The organism is Bacillus sp. FAU18, assembly GCF_056033885.1.
Map to the genome: position 1 here is coordinate 286,174 of NZ_JBVYHZ010000003.1, position 16,317 is coordinate 302,490.

The window sequence follows — 16,317 nt, forward strand, 5'->3', positions numbered from 1 at the left end:
AGCTGGGTCATTGTAAATGATCCGGCTTTTTCTTTTTCTCATCCAAAAGTCTGAAAGAAAATCATCCTACAAGTGAAGTAATGAAATACAAAAAACTGGTATAATCTTAAATACAAGATCAATGCCGGAGTGAGAAACGTGAGCAAAACGGGGATGGAAAAATTAAAAACGCTGAAAACGATTGCGGAAACCTTAAATCAAGGGCACGATATCAAAGCAACACTGGATGAGGTTTTAAAAGAGTTGCTGAGTCTGACAAACCTTCAATCCGGATGGATTTTTCTGATCGAAGAAGATGGAACTTATACGTTAGCGGCCGACGCGTATCTGCCTCCGGCTTTAAGCCGCAAGGAAAAAGTGCTGATGTGCGAAGGGGAGTGTTACTGTCTGACGAAATTCAATAACGGAGGGCTTAGAAAGGCTGCAAATATCATGAACTGCAAACGCATCGAATCAGCAGAAAACCTGCATTGTTTTGACACAGAAGGGATTACGCATCATGCAACTGTGCCTTTAGAAGATGGGGACAGAAGATTCGGATTGTTAAATGTAGCGGCGGCCGGAAAAACCATGTTTGATGAGGAAGAGCTGCATTTACTCGAGTCTGTCGCTTTTCAGATCGGAACGGCAATTCAGCGTATGAGGCTTTCTGAATATCAACAAAAAAATGCTCTTTTAATGGAGCGTAACCGCCTCGCTCAGGAGCTTCACGATTCAGTCAATCAAATGCTGTTTTCCGTCAGTTTAACTGCCAAAGCTGCGAAGACACTAACAACAGATGAGAATTTACAGCAGATGATTGATTTCATCCAAAACCTATCACAGGACGCGCTCGCAGAAATGAAAGCGTTAATTTGGCAGCTTCGCCCCGGAGGATTGGAAAAAGGGCTGGCTGAAGCCATTAAAAGCTATGGTGCGCTCATTGGATTGAAGATCATTTTTACACAAAAAGGCTGTCCTGTTCTGACTGATGAGCAGGAGCATATGCTATGGCGTGTCGTACAGGAAGCTTTAAATAACTGCAAAAAGCATGCCGGAACGGATACGGCGTATGTTAGTCTGACTGCTTCTTTGTGCCATGCGGAGCTGGATATCATCGATCATGGGGCAGGATTTCGCTATGAAGCGCATGCCGGTCTGCCTTCACTTGGCATCAAGGGTATGAAAGAACGGGCGGAAAAAGCCGGCGCTAAGTTTTGGATTGAGTCAGCGCTTGGAACTGGAACAAAGCTGTCCATCAGGCTTCCGCTAACAAGCCGAAAAGGAGGGGCGGTATGAAAATTGTCATTGCTGATGATCATCATGTTGTCAGAAAGGGTCTGCGTTTTTTCTTTGCCACCCAGGATGATATTGAAGTTGTCGGAGAAGCTGCAACCGGATTAGAAGCACTCCGTGTCATCGAAGAGACAAAGCCGGATCTTGTGCTAATGGATCTGTCTATGCCCGAGATGGACGGCATTCAAGCCATTAAAAAAGCAATACAGCAATTCCCGGAGACGAATATCATTGTGCTGACGAGCTACTCTGATCAGGAGCACGTCATCCCCGCGCTTCGGGCAGGCGCGAAGGCGTATCAATTAAAGGATACGGAGCCCGAGGAATTGGTGAAAACACTAAGACAAGTGCATGCTGGCGAATACAAGCTTTCTACAGCTATTATGCCCCATGTGCTGACACATATGAAAAATCAGCACGACCCGGAAAAAGAAAAATACTATCAATTAACAAGAAGGGAAAAAGACGTTCTGACTGAAATAGCGAACGGGAAAAGCAATAAAGAAATCGCAGCAGCCTTGTTTATTTCAGAAAAAACAGTAAAAACCCATGTATCGAATCTTTTAGCAAAACTTGAAGTGGCTGATCGTACGCAAGCAGCGCTTTTCGCAGTGAAATATAACCTGAATGGAGAGATCTCGAAATGAACATGTTAGTCATAAATGGCACGCCTAGAAAACATGGCAGGACAAAAATTGCAGCATCCTATATTTCAGCACTGTATCACACGGATTTGATTGATCTAAGTGAGTTTGTATTGCCGATTTTTAACGGTGAAGCGGATCAATCTGAACTGTTGAAGGTACAGGAGCTTAAACAACGCGTTACTAAAGCGGAAGCGATTGTATTATTATCGCCTGAATATCATAGCGGCATGAGCGGCGCTTTAAAAAATGCCTTGGATTTTCTAAGCAGCGAACAATTCAAATATAAGCCCGTTGCATTATTGGCAGTAGCGGGAGGCGGAAAAGGCGGCATCAATGCGCTGAACAATATGAGAACTGTGATGCGGGGTGTCTACGCCAATGTCATCCCGAAGCAGCTGGTGCTTGATCCGGTGCATATTGATGTTGAAAATGCTACAGTGGCTGAAAACATTAAGGAAAGCTTAAAAGAGCTTGTCGAAGAACTCAGCATGTTCGCAAAAGCAGGAAATCCCGGCGTCTAAACGCCGGGATTTGTTTATGTGAGAAGGGCTATATGATCTTCATAAGTCAGCTCTGTGGCATGATCAATATAACGGAGAAGGGAATACAGCATCTTTTCTAAAACGGCGTAATCCTGTTCAAAATGATACGCATGCAGAAAATGCTCAATTCGTTTTGACAACAAATCGTCCTCTGTACGCACCATTAAAATTAATAAATTATCCCATTGAGAACGATGGGTGTAATAAAGCGCTTTATCGTAATCGGCATAATCCATGAATCGCTTCTCCTTTCTTGGGTGAGAAGTTCATGATTAGTTTATGCCGCATCCTCTGTTATTGACGGGGCAAAACTTGCCGTCTGCGTCAGTAAAGGGGTAGCAATATGAGGGAGACATAAAATCAAAATGCCTGAATGAAGATATCGCTTTTGGTAAACCTATGAGGGAACATATTCTGGGTACAGGAGACTGAAAAAATGAAATCTCTGCCGTATACCATTGCGCTTCTTTTTTGCGGATTGATTATCGTGTCAATGGCTGCAAAAGGTCATTCAACGGACACAAACGAGTCCGTTCAAAAGTGGGAACAGCTTGCCTGGAGCAAAATTCAGGATGAATATAAGGGCGCTTCATTTTCTGATTATGCTTATATGGGGCGTACAGAGGTGAATGATCAGCAGACGAAAGATGTCTTTCGGGTGACAGTCAGACAAAAAGATGACACTTTTTCTGTTCGGGCCGAAGTCTATTTTCATCCGGTGACAAATCATATGATCAGCATCAACGTCTTTAGGCTCTAATAAAAAACTGTACAGCCGTTAAGGCCGCACAGTTTCTGTTTTTAGAAATATCGTTTTGCACCGAGATAGCGCTGTTTCCAGTAAGAGTTATTCATATTGGAAATGACAACTCCGGAATCGTTGGCATTTATGAATTCCCCGTTGCCTAGGTAAATTCCGACGTGGGAAGGGCCGGCTTTATATGTTGTAAAGAAAACGAAATCTCCGACAGCAGGCTGGCTAACTGATTTCATTGTGTTCCAATATCCCGCTGCCGTTAATCTAGATACGGATGTGACTTTGTTCAGTACATAATAAATGAATCCGCTGCAGTCAAACCCGGACGGTGTCGTGCCTCCCCAGCGATACGGAACCCCAAGCTGCGCTTTAGCGGCCGAAATCATTGTGTTAATCTTCGCACTCGTTGAGCTGGTGGTGTTTGAAGAACCGGATGAAGACGATGATGAAGCTTTTCCGGAAATGACCAGCTTTTGGCCAACCTGCAAGACATCCGTTTTTAAATTGTTTTTCTCACGAATCTGCTGAGCTGTTACATTAAATTTTTGTGCAATCACCCATAAGGAATCACCGCTTTTCACCGTGTATGTAGTCGTCGTGCCGGAGCTTGCATTTGACGAAGAAGACGACGATGATGAAGAGCCTGAAGATGCTTTACCTGTCAGCTTCAATACTTGTCCAACGTAAAGCACATCTGATTTCAGATTGTTGATATTTCGGATTTGCTGTACAGTCAGGTTATAGTTGTTTGCGATTTTCCAAAGTGAATCACCGCTTTTAACGGTATATTTAGTTGTTGCTGAAGATTGGTTCGATTTGGATGAATTGTCTTTAGAAGACGTATCAGAGCCGCTTGATTTTGTTTTCAACACCTGATTCACGTAAATGGTGTCTGATTTTAAGTTGTTCAAGACCTTCAATTCAGCGATGGACATATTGACTTTGTTTGCAATTTTCCAAAGTGAATCTCCAAGCTGCACCTTATATGTTCCCGTAGAAGATGAAGAACTTGAACTCTTATTAGAACTGCTTTTTGAACTGGAGCTTGAACTCTTATTAGAGTTGCTTTTTTTACTGGAACTAGAGCTTGAAGAAACAGTACCGGACACCTTTAATTTCTGCCCAGCACGAATTAAATCGCTGCTTAGTCCGTTTAATTTTTTCAGTTCCTGTACCGTCATTTTAAACTCATTTGCGATCAGCCAAAGTGAATCTCCGCTTTTCACTGTGTAAACAGAACTTCCGCTCTTCTTGGTTGTTGAGCTTGAAGTAGATGAAGAAGTGCTGGATTTGCTGCCTGGAATAGTAAGCGTCTGGCCGATCGACAGAACAGTAGTCGAAAGATGATTGGCGGATGTGAGGGCCGCCACACTTGTGTTATAGGTTTGGGCCAGTTTCCATAAAGAATCTCCGCTTTTGACCTTAATCGTTGCTGCTTCAGCTGGTGTCACTACTAAAGTTGTGCCGACAATCGCAGATGCTGTCAGCCCTGCTGCTAATTTCTTTTTCATCTTAGCTCTCCTTTTTCCCCCAATGATTTTGCATTTGCTGTTTCTTTTTTATATCGGCACATTTGTCTCATCGTTTTGCCTTTTTATAAAAATAGCCAAATTATCTTAACAATAAGGGGGAAAAAGGGCATAAAAAAAGAAGGAATCTTAATCTATTCCTTCATTTTTAAAAGCTTCATGATATCTTCTTTGTTTTTGACGAGGTCGCGCAGTGTGTATTTGTCTAAAACTGCGAGGTAGGCTAAAAGCGCTTCATTCAGCACATGTTTTAAGCCGCAAACCGGGGAAATAACACAGAGATTCTTGTTCGCATCAAAACATTCAACAATATTAAAATCGTCCTCCGTTTTTCTGACAACCTCACCGATGTTGATGTCTTCAGGTTCCATGCCTAATCGTATGCCGCCGCCCCGTCCGCGTATCGTTTCTACGTAGCCGAGCTGGCCGAGCCTGTATATGACTTTCATGAGATGATTTTTTGAAATAGAATACGTTTCGGCAATCTGTTTTATATTTGAAAGTTCTCCGGGACGCTCTGCAGCCAGAAAAATCAACACTCTTAATGAATAATCTGTATAATTGGTTAACTTCATAATAAGACCTCAGAATAAGACATTTTCTATATCTTATCATAATCGATTGAAAAATGAAAAAAAAGGAATTGAAAAAACATGCACCCAGCTGGGTGCATGTTTTTTGCTTACATGTCATTCGGCGGATTTTGGTTTTTACGGTTTTTTTCGATTTCTGTGTTTTGCATTTTGCGTTCAAATGTAGACAGATAACGTGATGCAAAATCCTTACCGCCAAGGCCGAAGGATAAACCAAAAGCAAGTGCGAAGCCGCTAAGAACGATGATGAACGCGGAATTGACGATTGTCGCAGCGACACCAAGCTGATCCAGGGCCATAAAGAAAGCAAGTGCGATAATCGTATATTTAGCAATAGGTGCTAAAGACTTGAATTCCTGACCTTTTATCATGCTTGCGAGCACTTTTCTCACCAATTCTCCTGCGTAAAGGCCGAGTCCGAGAATGAATACGGCGACAAGGACATTCGGCAGATACGCGATGATGCCGGTGGCAACTTCTACGAGGAAGTGCAGCCGAACAATTTGAAGCGCCTCAGCTGTAAAGAGCAGAATGACAATGATTTGCGCAATCATACCGACAACTTGAGACAAGGACAGCTTTGCAGGCGTTCCGGCTTCCATGCCCATTTTCCCTAAGACAGAATCAAAGCCTGCGCGATGGAGCAGTCCGGACACCATGGATTTCACCCATTTTCCTGCCCAGATACCCGCTAAAACAAGCACGATGGCAATTATGATGTTCGGAAGCATGTTTAAAATCGTATTCAGCATAGAGACAGCTGGTTTTGAAATGCCGGCGACATCCAGCTGATCAAGCGCTGAAATGACCACCGGAATCATAATCAGCACATAAGCGATTGTTCCGATGACTGCTGAAAGGCTTGTGTCTTTTAAGTAAATTGATAAACCCATACGTGCCGCGAATCTTTCCGTGCCGATGCTTGCAAGGAAATTCGTAATGATATCACGGACAAGGCGGGCAACAAGCCAGCCGATTAATACGATAAGCGCCGCTGCAAATAATTTCGGCAGAAAAGCGAGCACGCTTTCCATCATATTTGTAAAAGGACCTGAAATGCCGCTGATTTTCAAAGAAGATAAGACCCCTGGCAGAAAAACAAGCAGCACGAGATAAAAGACAATTTGTGAAGCGGTATTGACAGCCTGGTGAATATCTTTTCCTTCAGACACCAAATTCCACTTGCGCAGTTTGTCACTCGTGTTCAGCTTCATCCCGATTTTTTTGACAAGGAAGCTCAAAACAGAGGCTGCAGCCCATCCTAACAGCAGAATGAGTCCGGCTTTCAGCACGCTTGGGATCGCAGCTGCAATCGCCGAAAGCATACTGACAAACGGCGATGCCACTGTTGTCAGGTGCAAAATGTTAAAGAATAAAATAAAGACGATGATCAGTGCGATAAAATAAACGACCTTGCTTATGACTTTTTCCGAGGAATAGCGTGAAGGCTTTTTCCCAGCAAAGAGCTTGTCGTCGATTTTTGTTTTGCTGAGTCCTTTGTATACCGCTTTTTCAATGATTTTAGCAATAGCCCAGCCGATTAATAAGACGAGTAAAGCAATGATTACGTTTGGCAGCTTACTGAGATAAGAAGAAAGCACGTCTGCTACATTCAATTGGTATCGCTCCTTTTTCGTAGTATGGTGTGTGTTTACCCACTGATCCAATAAGCAAACAGATGAATGTGCCGGAGGAATTTTTTCTTGCCCGAGTGAGACTATCATCTTTTGTCTGGCGGGCTCATACATTATAGATAAGTCCAAGTAGGGGGGATTAGGTTGAACGCGGAGGAGAAGAAGGGATTACAGCGGGCAATTGAGGAAATTACCGAAATTGCAAAAGGATTCGGCCTTGATTTCTACCCGATGAGATATGAAATCTGCCCGGCTGAAATTATTTATACATTTGGCGCGTACGGGATGCCGACAAGATTCAGCCACTGGAGCTTCGGCAAGCAGTTTCATAAGATGAAGCTGCACTATGATCTAGGGTTAAGTAAGATCTATGAGCTGGTCATTAACTCAGATCCATGCTACGCTTTTTTGCTGGACAGCAACTCACTGATCCAAAATAAATTGATTGTCGCACACGTTCTTGCCCATTGCGATTTCTTCAAAAACAACTGCCGTTTCCAAAACACGAAGCGCGATATGGTGGAAAGCATGGCGGCAACAGCTGAACGGATAAAACACTATGAACAGGTTCACGGGATAAAAGAAGTCGAATCTTTTTTAGATGCGATCCTTTCGATTCAGGAGCATATCGATCCGTCGTTGGTCCGACCAAAGCTCCAATGGAGTGTGGATGATGAGGAAGAGGAGATTGAAGAGGCAGCCACGCCTTACGATGATCTATGGTCTTTGGATGAAAAGAAACCGAAAAAACAAGTGAAAAAATCGAAAAAACCGTTCCCGCCGCGGCCTGAAAAAGATATCCTGCTTTTTATCGAGGAGCATTCCCGGGAGCTGGAGCCATGGCAGCGTGATATATTAACGATGATGAGAGAGGAAATGCTTTATTTCTGGCCTCAGCTGGAAACCAAGATTATGAATGAGGGCTGGGCTTCCTATTGGCACCAGCGAATTATACGTGAGCTTGATTTAACCTCTGATGAAGCGATCGAGTTCGCCAAGCTGAATGCAGGTGTCGTTCAGCCGTCCAAAACAGGCATTAATCCTTATTATTTAGGGCTAAAAATATTTGAAGACATTGAGGAGAGGTACAACAACCCGACGGAGGAAATGAAGAAAATGGGCGTGCAGCCTGACTCCGGCCGGGAGAAAATGTTTGAGGTCAGGGAGATTGAATCCGATATCTCTTTCATCCGCAATTATTTAACCAAAGAATTAGTCATGCGCGAGGATCTTTATTTATTTCAAAAACAGGGCCGAGATTATAAAATCATCGATAAACAGTGGAAGTCGGTACGCGACCAGCTCGTAAGCATGCGGGTAAATGGCGGTTTTCCATATTTGACAGTAAACGACGGCGATTATATGAAAAATAACGAGCTCTATATTAAGCATTGGTATGAGGGAATAGAGTTAGATTTGAAATATTTGGAGAAAGTGCTCCCTTATTTATTCCAGCTTTGGGGAAGAAGCGTGCACATTGAGTCTGTGCTTGAGGATAAGGAAGTCATGTTTTCGTACGACGGAAAAGGTGTTCACCGCAGATATTTATAAAAAAGAGGATGCAGCGTTCTGCATCCTTTTTATTTTCCAGTTTTTAAAATCTTAAATATGATGTTTGCCTGGTCCGTATTGTTAATCAATCCGCGGAATTTTTCTTTTCCGGGGCCGTACGCGTATACCGGTACTTCTTCGCCGGTATGATCGGTACTCGTCCATCCGCTGTTGGAGCGGGTATTAAAAATCTTGATGATAGCTTTGTAGGCCCCTTTGCTTTTGTCAGCCTGTGCAGCTGCTTCAACGCTTTTGATTTCTTCAGATGTGAATTTCAGATTGGCATAGCGGGCGAGCACATCTTTAACCGGCTTGCCTTTACTGATTTTTTTGGCCATGAATTCAGGTGTTTTCTTAGCGGAGAGAATCGGTTCTGCGTGCCAATTCTTTTCCCCGTTCGCGCCAATGGTAAAGCCGCCGGTTGTATGGTCAGCAGCTGCAATCACAAGTGTATGTTTGTCTTTTTTCGCAAATTCAATCGCGGCTTTATAGGCCTGTTCAAAATCTTTAACCTCGCTCATGGCTCCTACGGTATCATTGTCATGGGCCGCCCAGTCAATCTGGCTCCCTTCGACCATCAAGAAAAATCCTTTTTTATTTTGGTTCAGGCGATCAATTGCTGAAACCGTCATTTCTTTGAGAGACGGTGTTTTACTGTCACGGTCGAGCGCTTTAGCAAGCCCTCCATCTGCGAAAAGCCCGAGCACCTGCTGATCTTTATTTTTTTTCAATGCTTGTTTCGTTGTCACATAGCTGTAGCCGGCTTGTTTGAATTCCTTTGTCAAGTTTCTGTCCTTGCGGTTAAAATAAGATTTTCCGCCGCCGAGCAGCACGTCTATTTTATGTTTGCCTTTTATTTTGTCATCCATATAGCTGTTGGCGATTTGGTCCATATTTTTCCGTGATTCATTGTGGGCGCCATATGCGGCTGGAGTGGCGTGGTTAATTTCAGACGTGACGACAAGCCCTGTTGACTTGCCTTGCTGTTTGGCCTCTTCAAGTACAGATTTCACTTTTTTTCCGTTTTTATCGACGCCAATTGCATTGTTATATGTCTTAACGCCTGTTGCTAATGCTGTTCCGGCTGCTGCTGAATCTGTAATATTATAGTCAGGGTCATCCGGATGCGTCATCATCATGCCTGTCAGGTTCCGGTCAAATTCTGTTAACTTCGGGTTATTCGGTGTGTCACCGTTATTTTTCATGGAACGGTAGGCTCTTATGTAAGGCGTCCCCATGCCGTCGCCTATCATCACAATGACATTTCTGATCTCAGCTTTGTCTTGTTTTTTGGCGCTGGCCTTTTCTGTTTGCTGCAGCTCAGCTCCGGCAAAAATTCCAGCTGTAAGGACAGAAACAGCGGCGATTGGCAGAAATTTTGATTTCATTTTTTGAAACAAATTCATTTTTTTCATGCCTCCTTTAATGTATTCCGTTTATCATGTTAGGAAAATTTTGTTAAATATGGCTGTTGATCATGTAAACAATAAGTAAAGCCTTGTAAGGAAATGAAAAAACACTTTTCGTTATCTTGCCTTATTTGATGTAAAGCATTCATTTTTCAGAAAAATCTTTACCTCTCTGTCTTTGCATGATATGTTTGTTTAAATAAAAAAACTGCGGATAACCGCAGCTCTCCTCGAATATTCTTTATCACTCATTTACCGGTATGTGAGCCGACCCCGAAAGTTTTTCATTTATTTCCTTTATGTTGAAAAACATCCCATAAAACATGACAAAAGCACTCATTTTTTGTCACCTTTGCAACGAAAATGAAATATTTAATACCCTTAAAAACTTTTTTTTAGAACGAATAATTAAGAAATTTGTCACATGAAGTCAAGACTATTTCTGATGGGAATCTATCCTTATAATAGAAATCAATAAGAATAATTAAAAAAAAGAGATACATATATAGAGAGTTAACATTTGGGGAGGAAAATATGAAAAAGCAAATCATTACAGCTACGACAGCAGTTGTTTTAGGATCGACGTTATTTGCAGGAGCGGCATCTGCACAAAGCATTAAGGTGAAAAAAGGCGACACGTTATGGGATCTTTCAAGAAAATACGACACAACGATCAGTAAAATTAAATCAGAGAACCACCTTCGTTCAGACATTATTTATGTGGGACAAACTTTATCGATTAACGGCAAATCTACAAGTTCAAAAAGCAGCAGTTCTTCTACCTCTTCTTCTACATACAAAGTAAAGAGCGGGGACAGCCTTTGGAAAATTTCAAAAAAATACGGCATGACAATCAATGAACTGAAGAAGCTGAATGGCTTAAAATCAGATTTGCTTCGTGTTGGACAAGTCCTGAAACTGAAAGGTTCAACTAGTTCAAGCAGCTCCAGCTCATCAAAAGTGTCATCGTCTTCCACTTCTACTTATAAAGTGAAGAGCGGAGACAGCCTTTCTAAAATTGCGAGCAAATACGGCACTACGGTCAGCAAATTAAAAAGCTTAAACGGCTTAAAATCAGATGTAATCTATGTCAACCAAGTATTGAAGGTGAAAGGAACAAGCACAAGCAGCTCAAAACCTGCTTCATCTTCATCATCTTCAAGCAGCAAAACGTCATCTACATCACTTAATGTGAGCAAACTGGTTTCTGATGCAAAAGCGTTAGTCGGAACGCCATATAAATGGGGCGGAACGACAACTTCCGGCTTTGACTGCAGCGGATTCATTTGGTACGTACTGAATAAACAAACAAGTGTGGGCAGAACAAGCACTGCAGGATACTGGAGTTCTATGAAGAGCATTGCCAGCCCGTCTGTTGGTGATTTCGTCTTCTTCACAACATATAAATCCGGCCCTTCTCACATGGGGATTTACATTGGAAACAACAGTTTCATTCATGCAGGATCTGACGGCGTACAAATCAGCAGCCTGAACAACAGCTACTGGAAGCCTCGTTACCTCGGTGCGAAAAGATTCTAATTTTTAGAGAAAACCCGTTCATTGGAACGGGTTTTTTTCATTAGACGGAGCACAGGCGTTTTGGTTGCTCCTAAAAATGAAAATGTGATAAAAAATCCAAGAATTTTTTTTCTTTCTTATTTTCATAAAGGGCAATCGCGTAAGCGCCTGCATAGGGCAGCTGTACAGACTGATAAGGAATTCTGATCATCTGTTTCTCTGCTAACTCACGCTTTACTGTAGATAAAGGCAGAAATGAAACTCCGAGTCCTTCCTTGATAAACCGTTTCGTTATATGTGTTTGAGTGACCTTCATTGTTCTCACAAATGGAAAAGTCATTCTGACTTGACGGAGCAAGTCGTCCCAGTAATCAGGATGATTGTGGGTCAAAAGCAGGTATTGTTCGAGCACCTCTTTGGCATCAATTTCGTTGTCTTCTATGAAACGCTTATCGGGCGGGGCAACAAGGACGACAGGGTCTTTGTATAAGCAGTGGCAGCTTAAAGAAGAAGACTGTACCTTTAAACAGCTTAGTCCGATATCTGCTTCCCCGGCTTTAATCAGTGACGCGATTTCCGCTGATTCGAAAATCGTAACCGCCATTTCTGTTTCCGTATTCATTGCTGTGTACCGCTTCATGACAGAAGGAAGCACTGTATCTGCAATAAGCGGAGAAACCGCGAGCTGTAAGGTTTGAGAGTAGCCTTGTCTCACTCTGTGAAGCTCTGCCATGCTGTTTTCATAATCATCAAGAAGCCTGAGCGCATACGGCAAATACGCCCTGCCTTCATCAGTCAGCTGGATTTGCCTGCCTTTACGCTCGAACAGCTTGCAGCTGATTTCTTTTTCTAATTGCTTGATATGTACGGTCACAGTGGGCTGAGATAAGAAAAGCGTTTCCGCTGTTTTTCGGAAGTTCTCATATTTTGCAGCGGTCACAAAGGTGTGAAGCCATTTGAAATCCATTTCTATTCTCCCTCTGATTAATATTTTTAATTAATTCCCTTTAAAATATTCATTATTTTTTAAATATTATATTTACTATAATAACAGAAAAGGATAGGAGGAATACAAATGGTACATTACGGATTAAAGGGAATTACATGTGTAGAAACATCCATCAGCCATATTGATGGTGAAAAAGGGCGTCTGATTTACAGAGGACATCATGCAAAAGACATCGCACTGAATCACAGCTTTGAAGAAGCGGCTTATTTGATTTTATTTGGAAAACTGCCTTCAACTGAAGAATTGCAGGTATTTAAAGATAAGCTGGCTGCGGAACGGAATCTTCCGGAACATATTGAGCGCTTGATTCAATCACTGCCAAACAACATGGACGATATGTCGGTGCTGAGAACGGTTGTTTCAGCATTGGGGGAAAATACGTACACATTCCATCCGAAAACAGAAGAAGCAATCAGGCTGATTGCAATCACGCCTTCCATCATTGCATACAGAAAAAGATGGACGCGCGGTGAACAAGCAATTGCACCTTCTTCCCAGTACGGACATGTCGAAAACTACTATTATATGCTCACAGGTGAACAGCCTTCAGAGGCAAAAAAGAAAGCGCTTGAAACCTATATGATTCTGGCCATGGAGCACGGCATGAACGCATCCACTTTTTCGGCACGAGTCACGTTATCAACAGAGAGTGATTTAGTGTCAGCCGTCACGGCTGCTCTCGGCACGATGAAAGGTCCGCTGCACGGAGGCGCTCCTTCTGCGGTGACAAAAATGCTTGAAGACATTGGAGAAAAAGAACATGCTGAAGCATATCTAAAAGAAAAACTCGAAAAAGGAGAGCGCTTGATGGGATTCGGCCACAGGGTGTACAAAACAAAAGACCCGCGGGCAGAAGCTTTGAGACAGAAAGCAGAACAGGTGGCCGGCAATGACCGTGATCTTGATCTTGCGCTGCATGTAGAAGCAGAAGCGATTCGTTTGCTAGAAATCTACAAACCGGGACGAAAGCTGTACACAAATGTTGAATTTTACGCAGCTGCAGTGATGAAGGCCATCGATTTTGACGATGAATTGTTTACTCCGACCTTTTCAGCAAGCCGAATGGTAGGGTGGTGCGCCCATGTGCTGGAACAAGCAGAAAACAACATGATTTTCCGCCCGTCAGCGAAATATACCGGTGCCATTCCCGAGGAAGTTCTTTCATAACATATTTTGGCGTTTATTCATTTCTGTCGTGTGGTAACGTTCAGTATCAACCACATGTCTAGGAGTGATGAATGTGAACCCAATGGACAGACAAACAGAAGGACAAGAACCGCAGCATCAGGACAGACAGCCGGGCATTGAGTCAAAAATGAATCCGCTGCCGCTGTCAGAGGACGAGGATTATCGTGGAAGCGGAAAACTGAAAGGAAAAGTCGCAATCATTACTGGAGGCGACAGCGGAATAGGGAGAGCAGCAGCTATTGCCTTTGCTAAAGAGGGGGCTGATATCTCCATTCTATACTTAGACGAGCATTCGGACGCAAAGGAAACACGTAAACGGATCGAAAAGGAGAATGTCCGCTGCCTGCTTATCCCGGGAGATGTCGGGGACGAGAACCATTGTGAACAAGCTGTGCGGCAAACAGTGGACCATTTTGGTAAACTCGATATCTTAGCGAACAACGCCGCTGAACAGCATCCCCAGGACAGCATTCTCAATATTTCAACAGAACAGCTGGAAAAAACCTTTCGCACAAATATTTTTTCCATGTTTCATATGACGAAGAAAGCTTTGCCTCACCTGCAAGAGGGGAGTGCCATTATTAATACGACATCGATTACCGCTTATGAAGGGGATACGGCGTTAATTGATTATTCCAGCACAAAGGGTGCGATTGTCTCCTTTACGCGTTCCATGGCGAAGTCGCTTGCAGATAAAGGCATCAGAGTGAATGCGGTGGCGCCCGGTCCGATTTGGACACCGCTTATTCCGGCGACATTCCCTGAGGAAAAAGTGAAACAGCACGGCTTGGATACCCCAATGGGAAGACCGGGACAACCGGTTGAGCATGCAGGCGCCTATGTTCTGCTGGCGTCTGACGAATCTTCCTATATGACAGGGCAGACCATTCATGTGAATGGCGGCCGTTTTATTTCAACGTAATCAACGAAAAACCAGCTCCAGAGCTGGTTTTTTTGTATGGTAAAAAATTTCAAAATAAAAAATTTGTCGATTTTTCTAACAATTTTGTTTTCATTTTTGCAATTTTATATATAATATTGAGTAGGAGAAAGGAATGATTCGCGACCAGTACAAATATAGTAGAAAAAAAGAAAAATGACCATTGTTGCTCATGAATTCAGAAAATTCAAATAAAATATATAAAAATAGATGATCGGGAGTTGAAGGGGAATGAAAGGGAGCGTTTTTAGGAAGAAAAGCATTCAGGATTTAATCGCTGCGACGAGCGGGGAAAAATCTTTAAAAAGAGAATTAGGGGCATTTGATTTAACGTTGCTTGGAATCGGCGCCATTATTGGTACAGGAATTTTTGTTCTGACGGGAACAGGTGCAGTCACGGCAGGTCCCGGACTGACCATTTCATTTGTTGTGGCGGCGCTGGCTTGTTTATTCGCCGCCCTGTCTTACGCGGAATTTGCGTCAAGTGTGCCTGTTTCAGGTTCGGTGTATACATTCACTTATGCGACATTGGGAGAGCTTATGGCCTTTATTATCGGGTGGGATTTAATTTTAGAATACATGCTGGCGGTAAGTGCAGTGTCGGTCGGCTGGTCTGGTTATTTCCAATCGTTTTTATCAGGGCTCGGCATTCATCTTCCGGTTGCTTTAACAGCGGCACCGGGCGCAGTGAAAGGCACCTTTACCCTGTTTAATCTTCCTGCATTCGTCATTGTAATGGCGATCACATATTTGCTTTATTTAGGCATCAAAGAATCAAAAAGAGTCAACAATATCATGGTTATCTTGAAGATACTGGTTGTTCTGCTGTTTATCGCGGTGGCAGCCGTTTACGTGAAGCCGCACAACTGGCAGCCGTTTATGCCAATGGGCTTTGGCGGCGTGTTCAGTGCAGCGGCGCTCGTATTCTTTGCTTTTATCGGATTTGACGCTGTATCCTCTGCTGCGGAAGAAACGAAAAATCCCGCGAAGGATCTGCCTAAAGGCATTATTTTCTCTTTACTGGTCTGCACGATTTTATATGTCACCGTATCAGCGATCATGACTGGGGTTATCCCGTTTGCTCAATTTGCGGGTGTGGATCATCCGGTTTCTCTAGTTCTTCAAAGCGCAGGACAAAACTGGGTGGCTGGCATCATTGATATTGGCGCCGTGCTGGGAATGACAACAGTTATGCTCGTGATGCTTTACGGGCAGACACGCGTCATGTTTGCCATGTCGCGTGACGGACTTGTGCCAGGCTCACTTTCTAAAGTGCATCCAAAGCACAAAACACCTTATGTAGCCACTTGGTTTTTCGGAACGATGTCGGCGCTTCTCGGCTCACTTGTTCCGCTGGATGAACTTGCAAAGCTGGTAAACATCGGGACGCTGTCGGCATTTGTCCTGATTTCTGTGGCAGTTATCGTTTTGAGAAAGAAACAGCCTGATCTTCCGAGAGCTTTTAAATGCCCGGGAGTTCCCGTGATCCCAGGCCTGGCGATTCTGTTCTGCCTGTTCTTGATTTTAAATCTGGGATGGGTGACGATTGTCCGCTTCCTAGTGTGGCTGTTAATCGGTTTGGTAATTTATTTCCTGTATTCAAGAAAGCATTCAAAATTAAATCAATAAATAACCTTTTGATAAAGAGAGCGGCCATACAGGCCGCTCTCTTTTCTGTTCTTGACAAATGAATCTATAGAAATGAAGACAAAAATAAGAGATAAT

General features: G+C 43.2%; 15 protein-coding genes. 9 read left to right on the forward strand and 6 right to left on the reverse strand.

The genetic code is table 11. The features are described from left to right. The first annotated feature begins 138 nt into the window (after positions 1-138). From yhcY to yhdA, 3 genes are read left to right on the forward strand one after another with little or no spacing between them, the layout of a single operon-like run. Positions 139-1,278 (forward strand): two-component system sensor histidine kinase YhcY, encoded by a 1,140-nt coding sequence (gene yhcY, locus AC0OMU_RS01720; RefSeq protein ID WP_474240863.1) that lies wholly within the window; start codon positions 139-141, stop codon positions 1,276-1,278. Beyond that, positions 1,275-1,922, forward strand: coding sequence for a two-component system response regulator YhcZ (gene yhcZ / locus AC0OMU_RS01725; protein WP_015383201.1), 648 nt, complete (start codon positions 1,275-1,277; stop codon positions 1,920-1,922). The genes yhcY and yhcZ overlap by 4 nt, the downstream gene beginning before the upstream one ends. Beyond that, positions 1,919-2,443, forward strand: a complete 525-nt coding sequence (gene yhdA, locus AC0OMU_RS01730; protein WP_327830950.1) for an FMN-dependent NADPH-azoreductase — start codon at positions 1,919-1,921, stop codon at positions 2,441-2,443. The genes yhcZ and yhdA overlap by 4 nt, the downstream gene beginning before the upstream one ends. Before the next feature lie 14 nt (positions 2,444-2,457). Here yhdA and AC0OMU_RS01735 read toward each other — a convergent pair whose 3' ends face one another. Further along, the gene (locus AC0OMU_RS01735) at positions 2,458-2,700 is read right to left on the reverse strand and encodes a YhdB family protein (RefSeq protein ID WP_015483005.1); all 243 of its coding nucleotides are present in this window, start codon (positions 2,698-2,700) and stop codon (positions 2,458-2,460) included. A 200-nt stretch (positions 2,701-2,900) separates the two neighbouring features. Between AC0OMU_RS01735 and AC0OMU_RS01740 the strand changes: the two genes are divergently transcribed. Continuing rightward, positions 2,901-3,224, forward strand: a complete 324-nt coding sequence (locus AC0OMU_RS01740; RefSeq protein ID WP_014476269.1) for a YqzG/YhdC family protein — start codon at positions 2,901-2,903, stop codon at positions 3,222-3,224. A 41-nt stretch (positions 3,225-3,265) separates the two neighbouring features. Here AC0OMU_RS01740 and lytF read toward each other — a convergent pair whose 3' ends face one another. From lytF to AC0OMU_RS01755, 3 genes are all read right to left on the reverse strand, one after another. Next, positions 3,266-4,732, reverse strand: coding sequence for a peptidoglycan endopeptidase LytF (gene lytF / locus AC0OMU_RS01745; protein WP_015483006.1), 1,467 nt, complete (start codon positions 4,730-4,732; stop codon positions 3,266-3,268). A gap of 152 nt (positions 4,733-4,884) precedes the next feature. Beyond that, positions 4,885-5,325 carry a nitric oxide-sensing transcriptional repressor NsrR gene (gene nsrR, locus AC0OMU_RS01750; RefSeq protein ID WP_014479293.1) on the reverse strand — a complete coding sequence of 147 codons (441 nt, stop codon included), beginning with the start codon at positions 5,323-5,325 and terminating at the stop codon, positions 4,885-4,887. A 107-nt stretch (positions 5,326-5,432) separates the two neighbouring features. After that, positions 5,433-6,959: a mechanosensitive ion channel gene (locus AC0OMU_RS01755; protein WP_415749602.1), complete on the reverse strand. Its 1,527-nt coding sequence runs from the start codon at positions 6,957-6,959 to the stop codon at positions 5,433-5,435. 162 nt (positions 6,960-7,121) lie between these two features. Here AC0OMU_RS01755 and spoVR point away from each other — a divergent pair, with 162 nt between their 5' ends. Continuing rightward, entirely contained in the window at positions 7,122-8,528 is a 1,407-nt protein-coding gene (spoVR, locus tag AC0OMU_RS01760; protein WP_014479295.1) for a stage V sporulation protein SpoVR, read from the forward strand. A gap of 29 nt (positions 8,529-8,557) precedes the next feature. Here spoVR and phoA read toward each other — a convergent pair whose 3' ends face one another. After that, positions 8,558-9,943, reverse strand: a complete 1,386-nt coding sequence (gene phoA / locus AC0OMU_RS01765) for an alkaline phosphatase PhoA (RefSeq protein ID WP_015383203.1) — start codon at positions 9,941-9,943, stop codon at positions 8,558-8,560. Between the two features lie 528 nt (positions 9,944-10,471). On the opposite strand from phoA, the gene lytE reads away from it, so the two are divergent. After that, the gene (lytE, locus tag AC0OMU_RS01770; RefSeq protein WP_021479670.1) at positions 10,472-11,476 is read left to right on the forward strand and encodes a peptidoglycan endopeptidase LytE; all 1,005 of its coding nucleotides are present in this window, start codon (positions 10,472-10,474) and stop codon (positions 11,474-11,476) included. 70 nt (positions 11,477-11,546) lie between these two features. Here the strand turns inward: lytE and citR are convergent, their stop codons facing one another. Beyond that, on the reverse strand, positions 11,547-12,422 hold the full coding sequence (gene citR / locus AC0OMU_RS01775; RefSeq protein WP_003233357.1) for a transcriptional regulator CitR: 876 nt from the start codon (positions 12,420-12,422) through the stop codon (positions 11,547-11,549). Between the two features lie 108 nt (positions 12,423-12,530). On the opposite strand from citR, the gene citA reads away from it, so the two are divergent. The 3 genes from citA to bcaP all read left to right on the forward strand — a co-directional run bounded on the left by citA (position 12,531) and on the right by bcaP (position 16,221). Continuing rightward, positions 12,531-13,631: a citrate synthase CitA gene (citA, locus tag AC0OMU_RS01780; RefSeq protein ID WP_047182345.1), complete on the forward strand. Its 1,101-nt coding sequence runs from the start codon at positions 12,531-12,533 to the stop codon at positions 13,629-13,631. Between the two features lie 73 nt (positions 13,632-13,704). Further along, positions 13,705-14,574 carry an SDR family oxidoreductase gene (locus AC0OMU_RS01785; protein ID WP_474240864.1) on the forward strand — a complete coding sequence of 290 codons (870 nt, stop codon included), beginning with the start codon at positions 13,705-13,707 and terminating at the stop codon, positions 14,572-14,574. Positions 14,575-14,823: 249 nt separating this feature from the next. After that, positions 14,824-16,221, forward strand: coding sequence for a branched-chain amino acid transporter BcaP (gene bcaP, locus AC0OMU_RS01790; RefSeq protein WP_003245791.1), 1,398 nt, complete (start codon positions 14,824-14,826; stop codon positions 16,219-16,221). Positions 16,222-16,317: the final 96 nt, after the last annotated feature.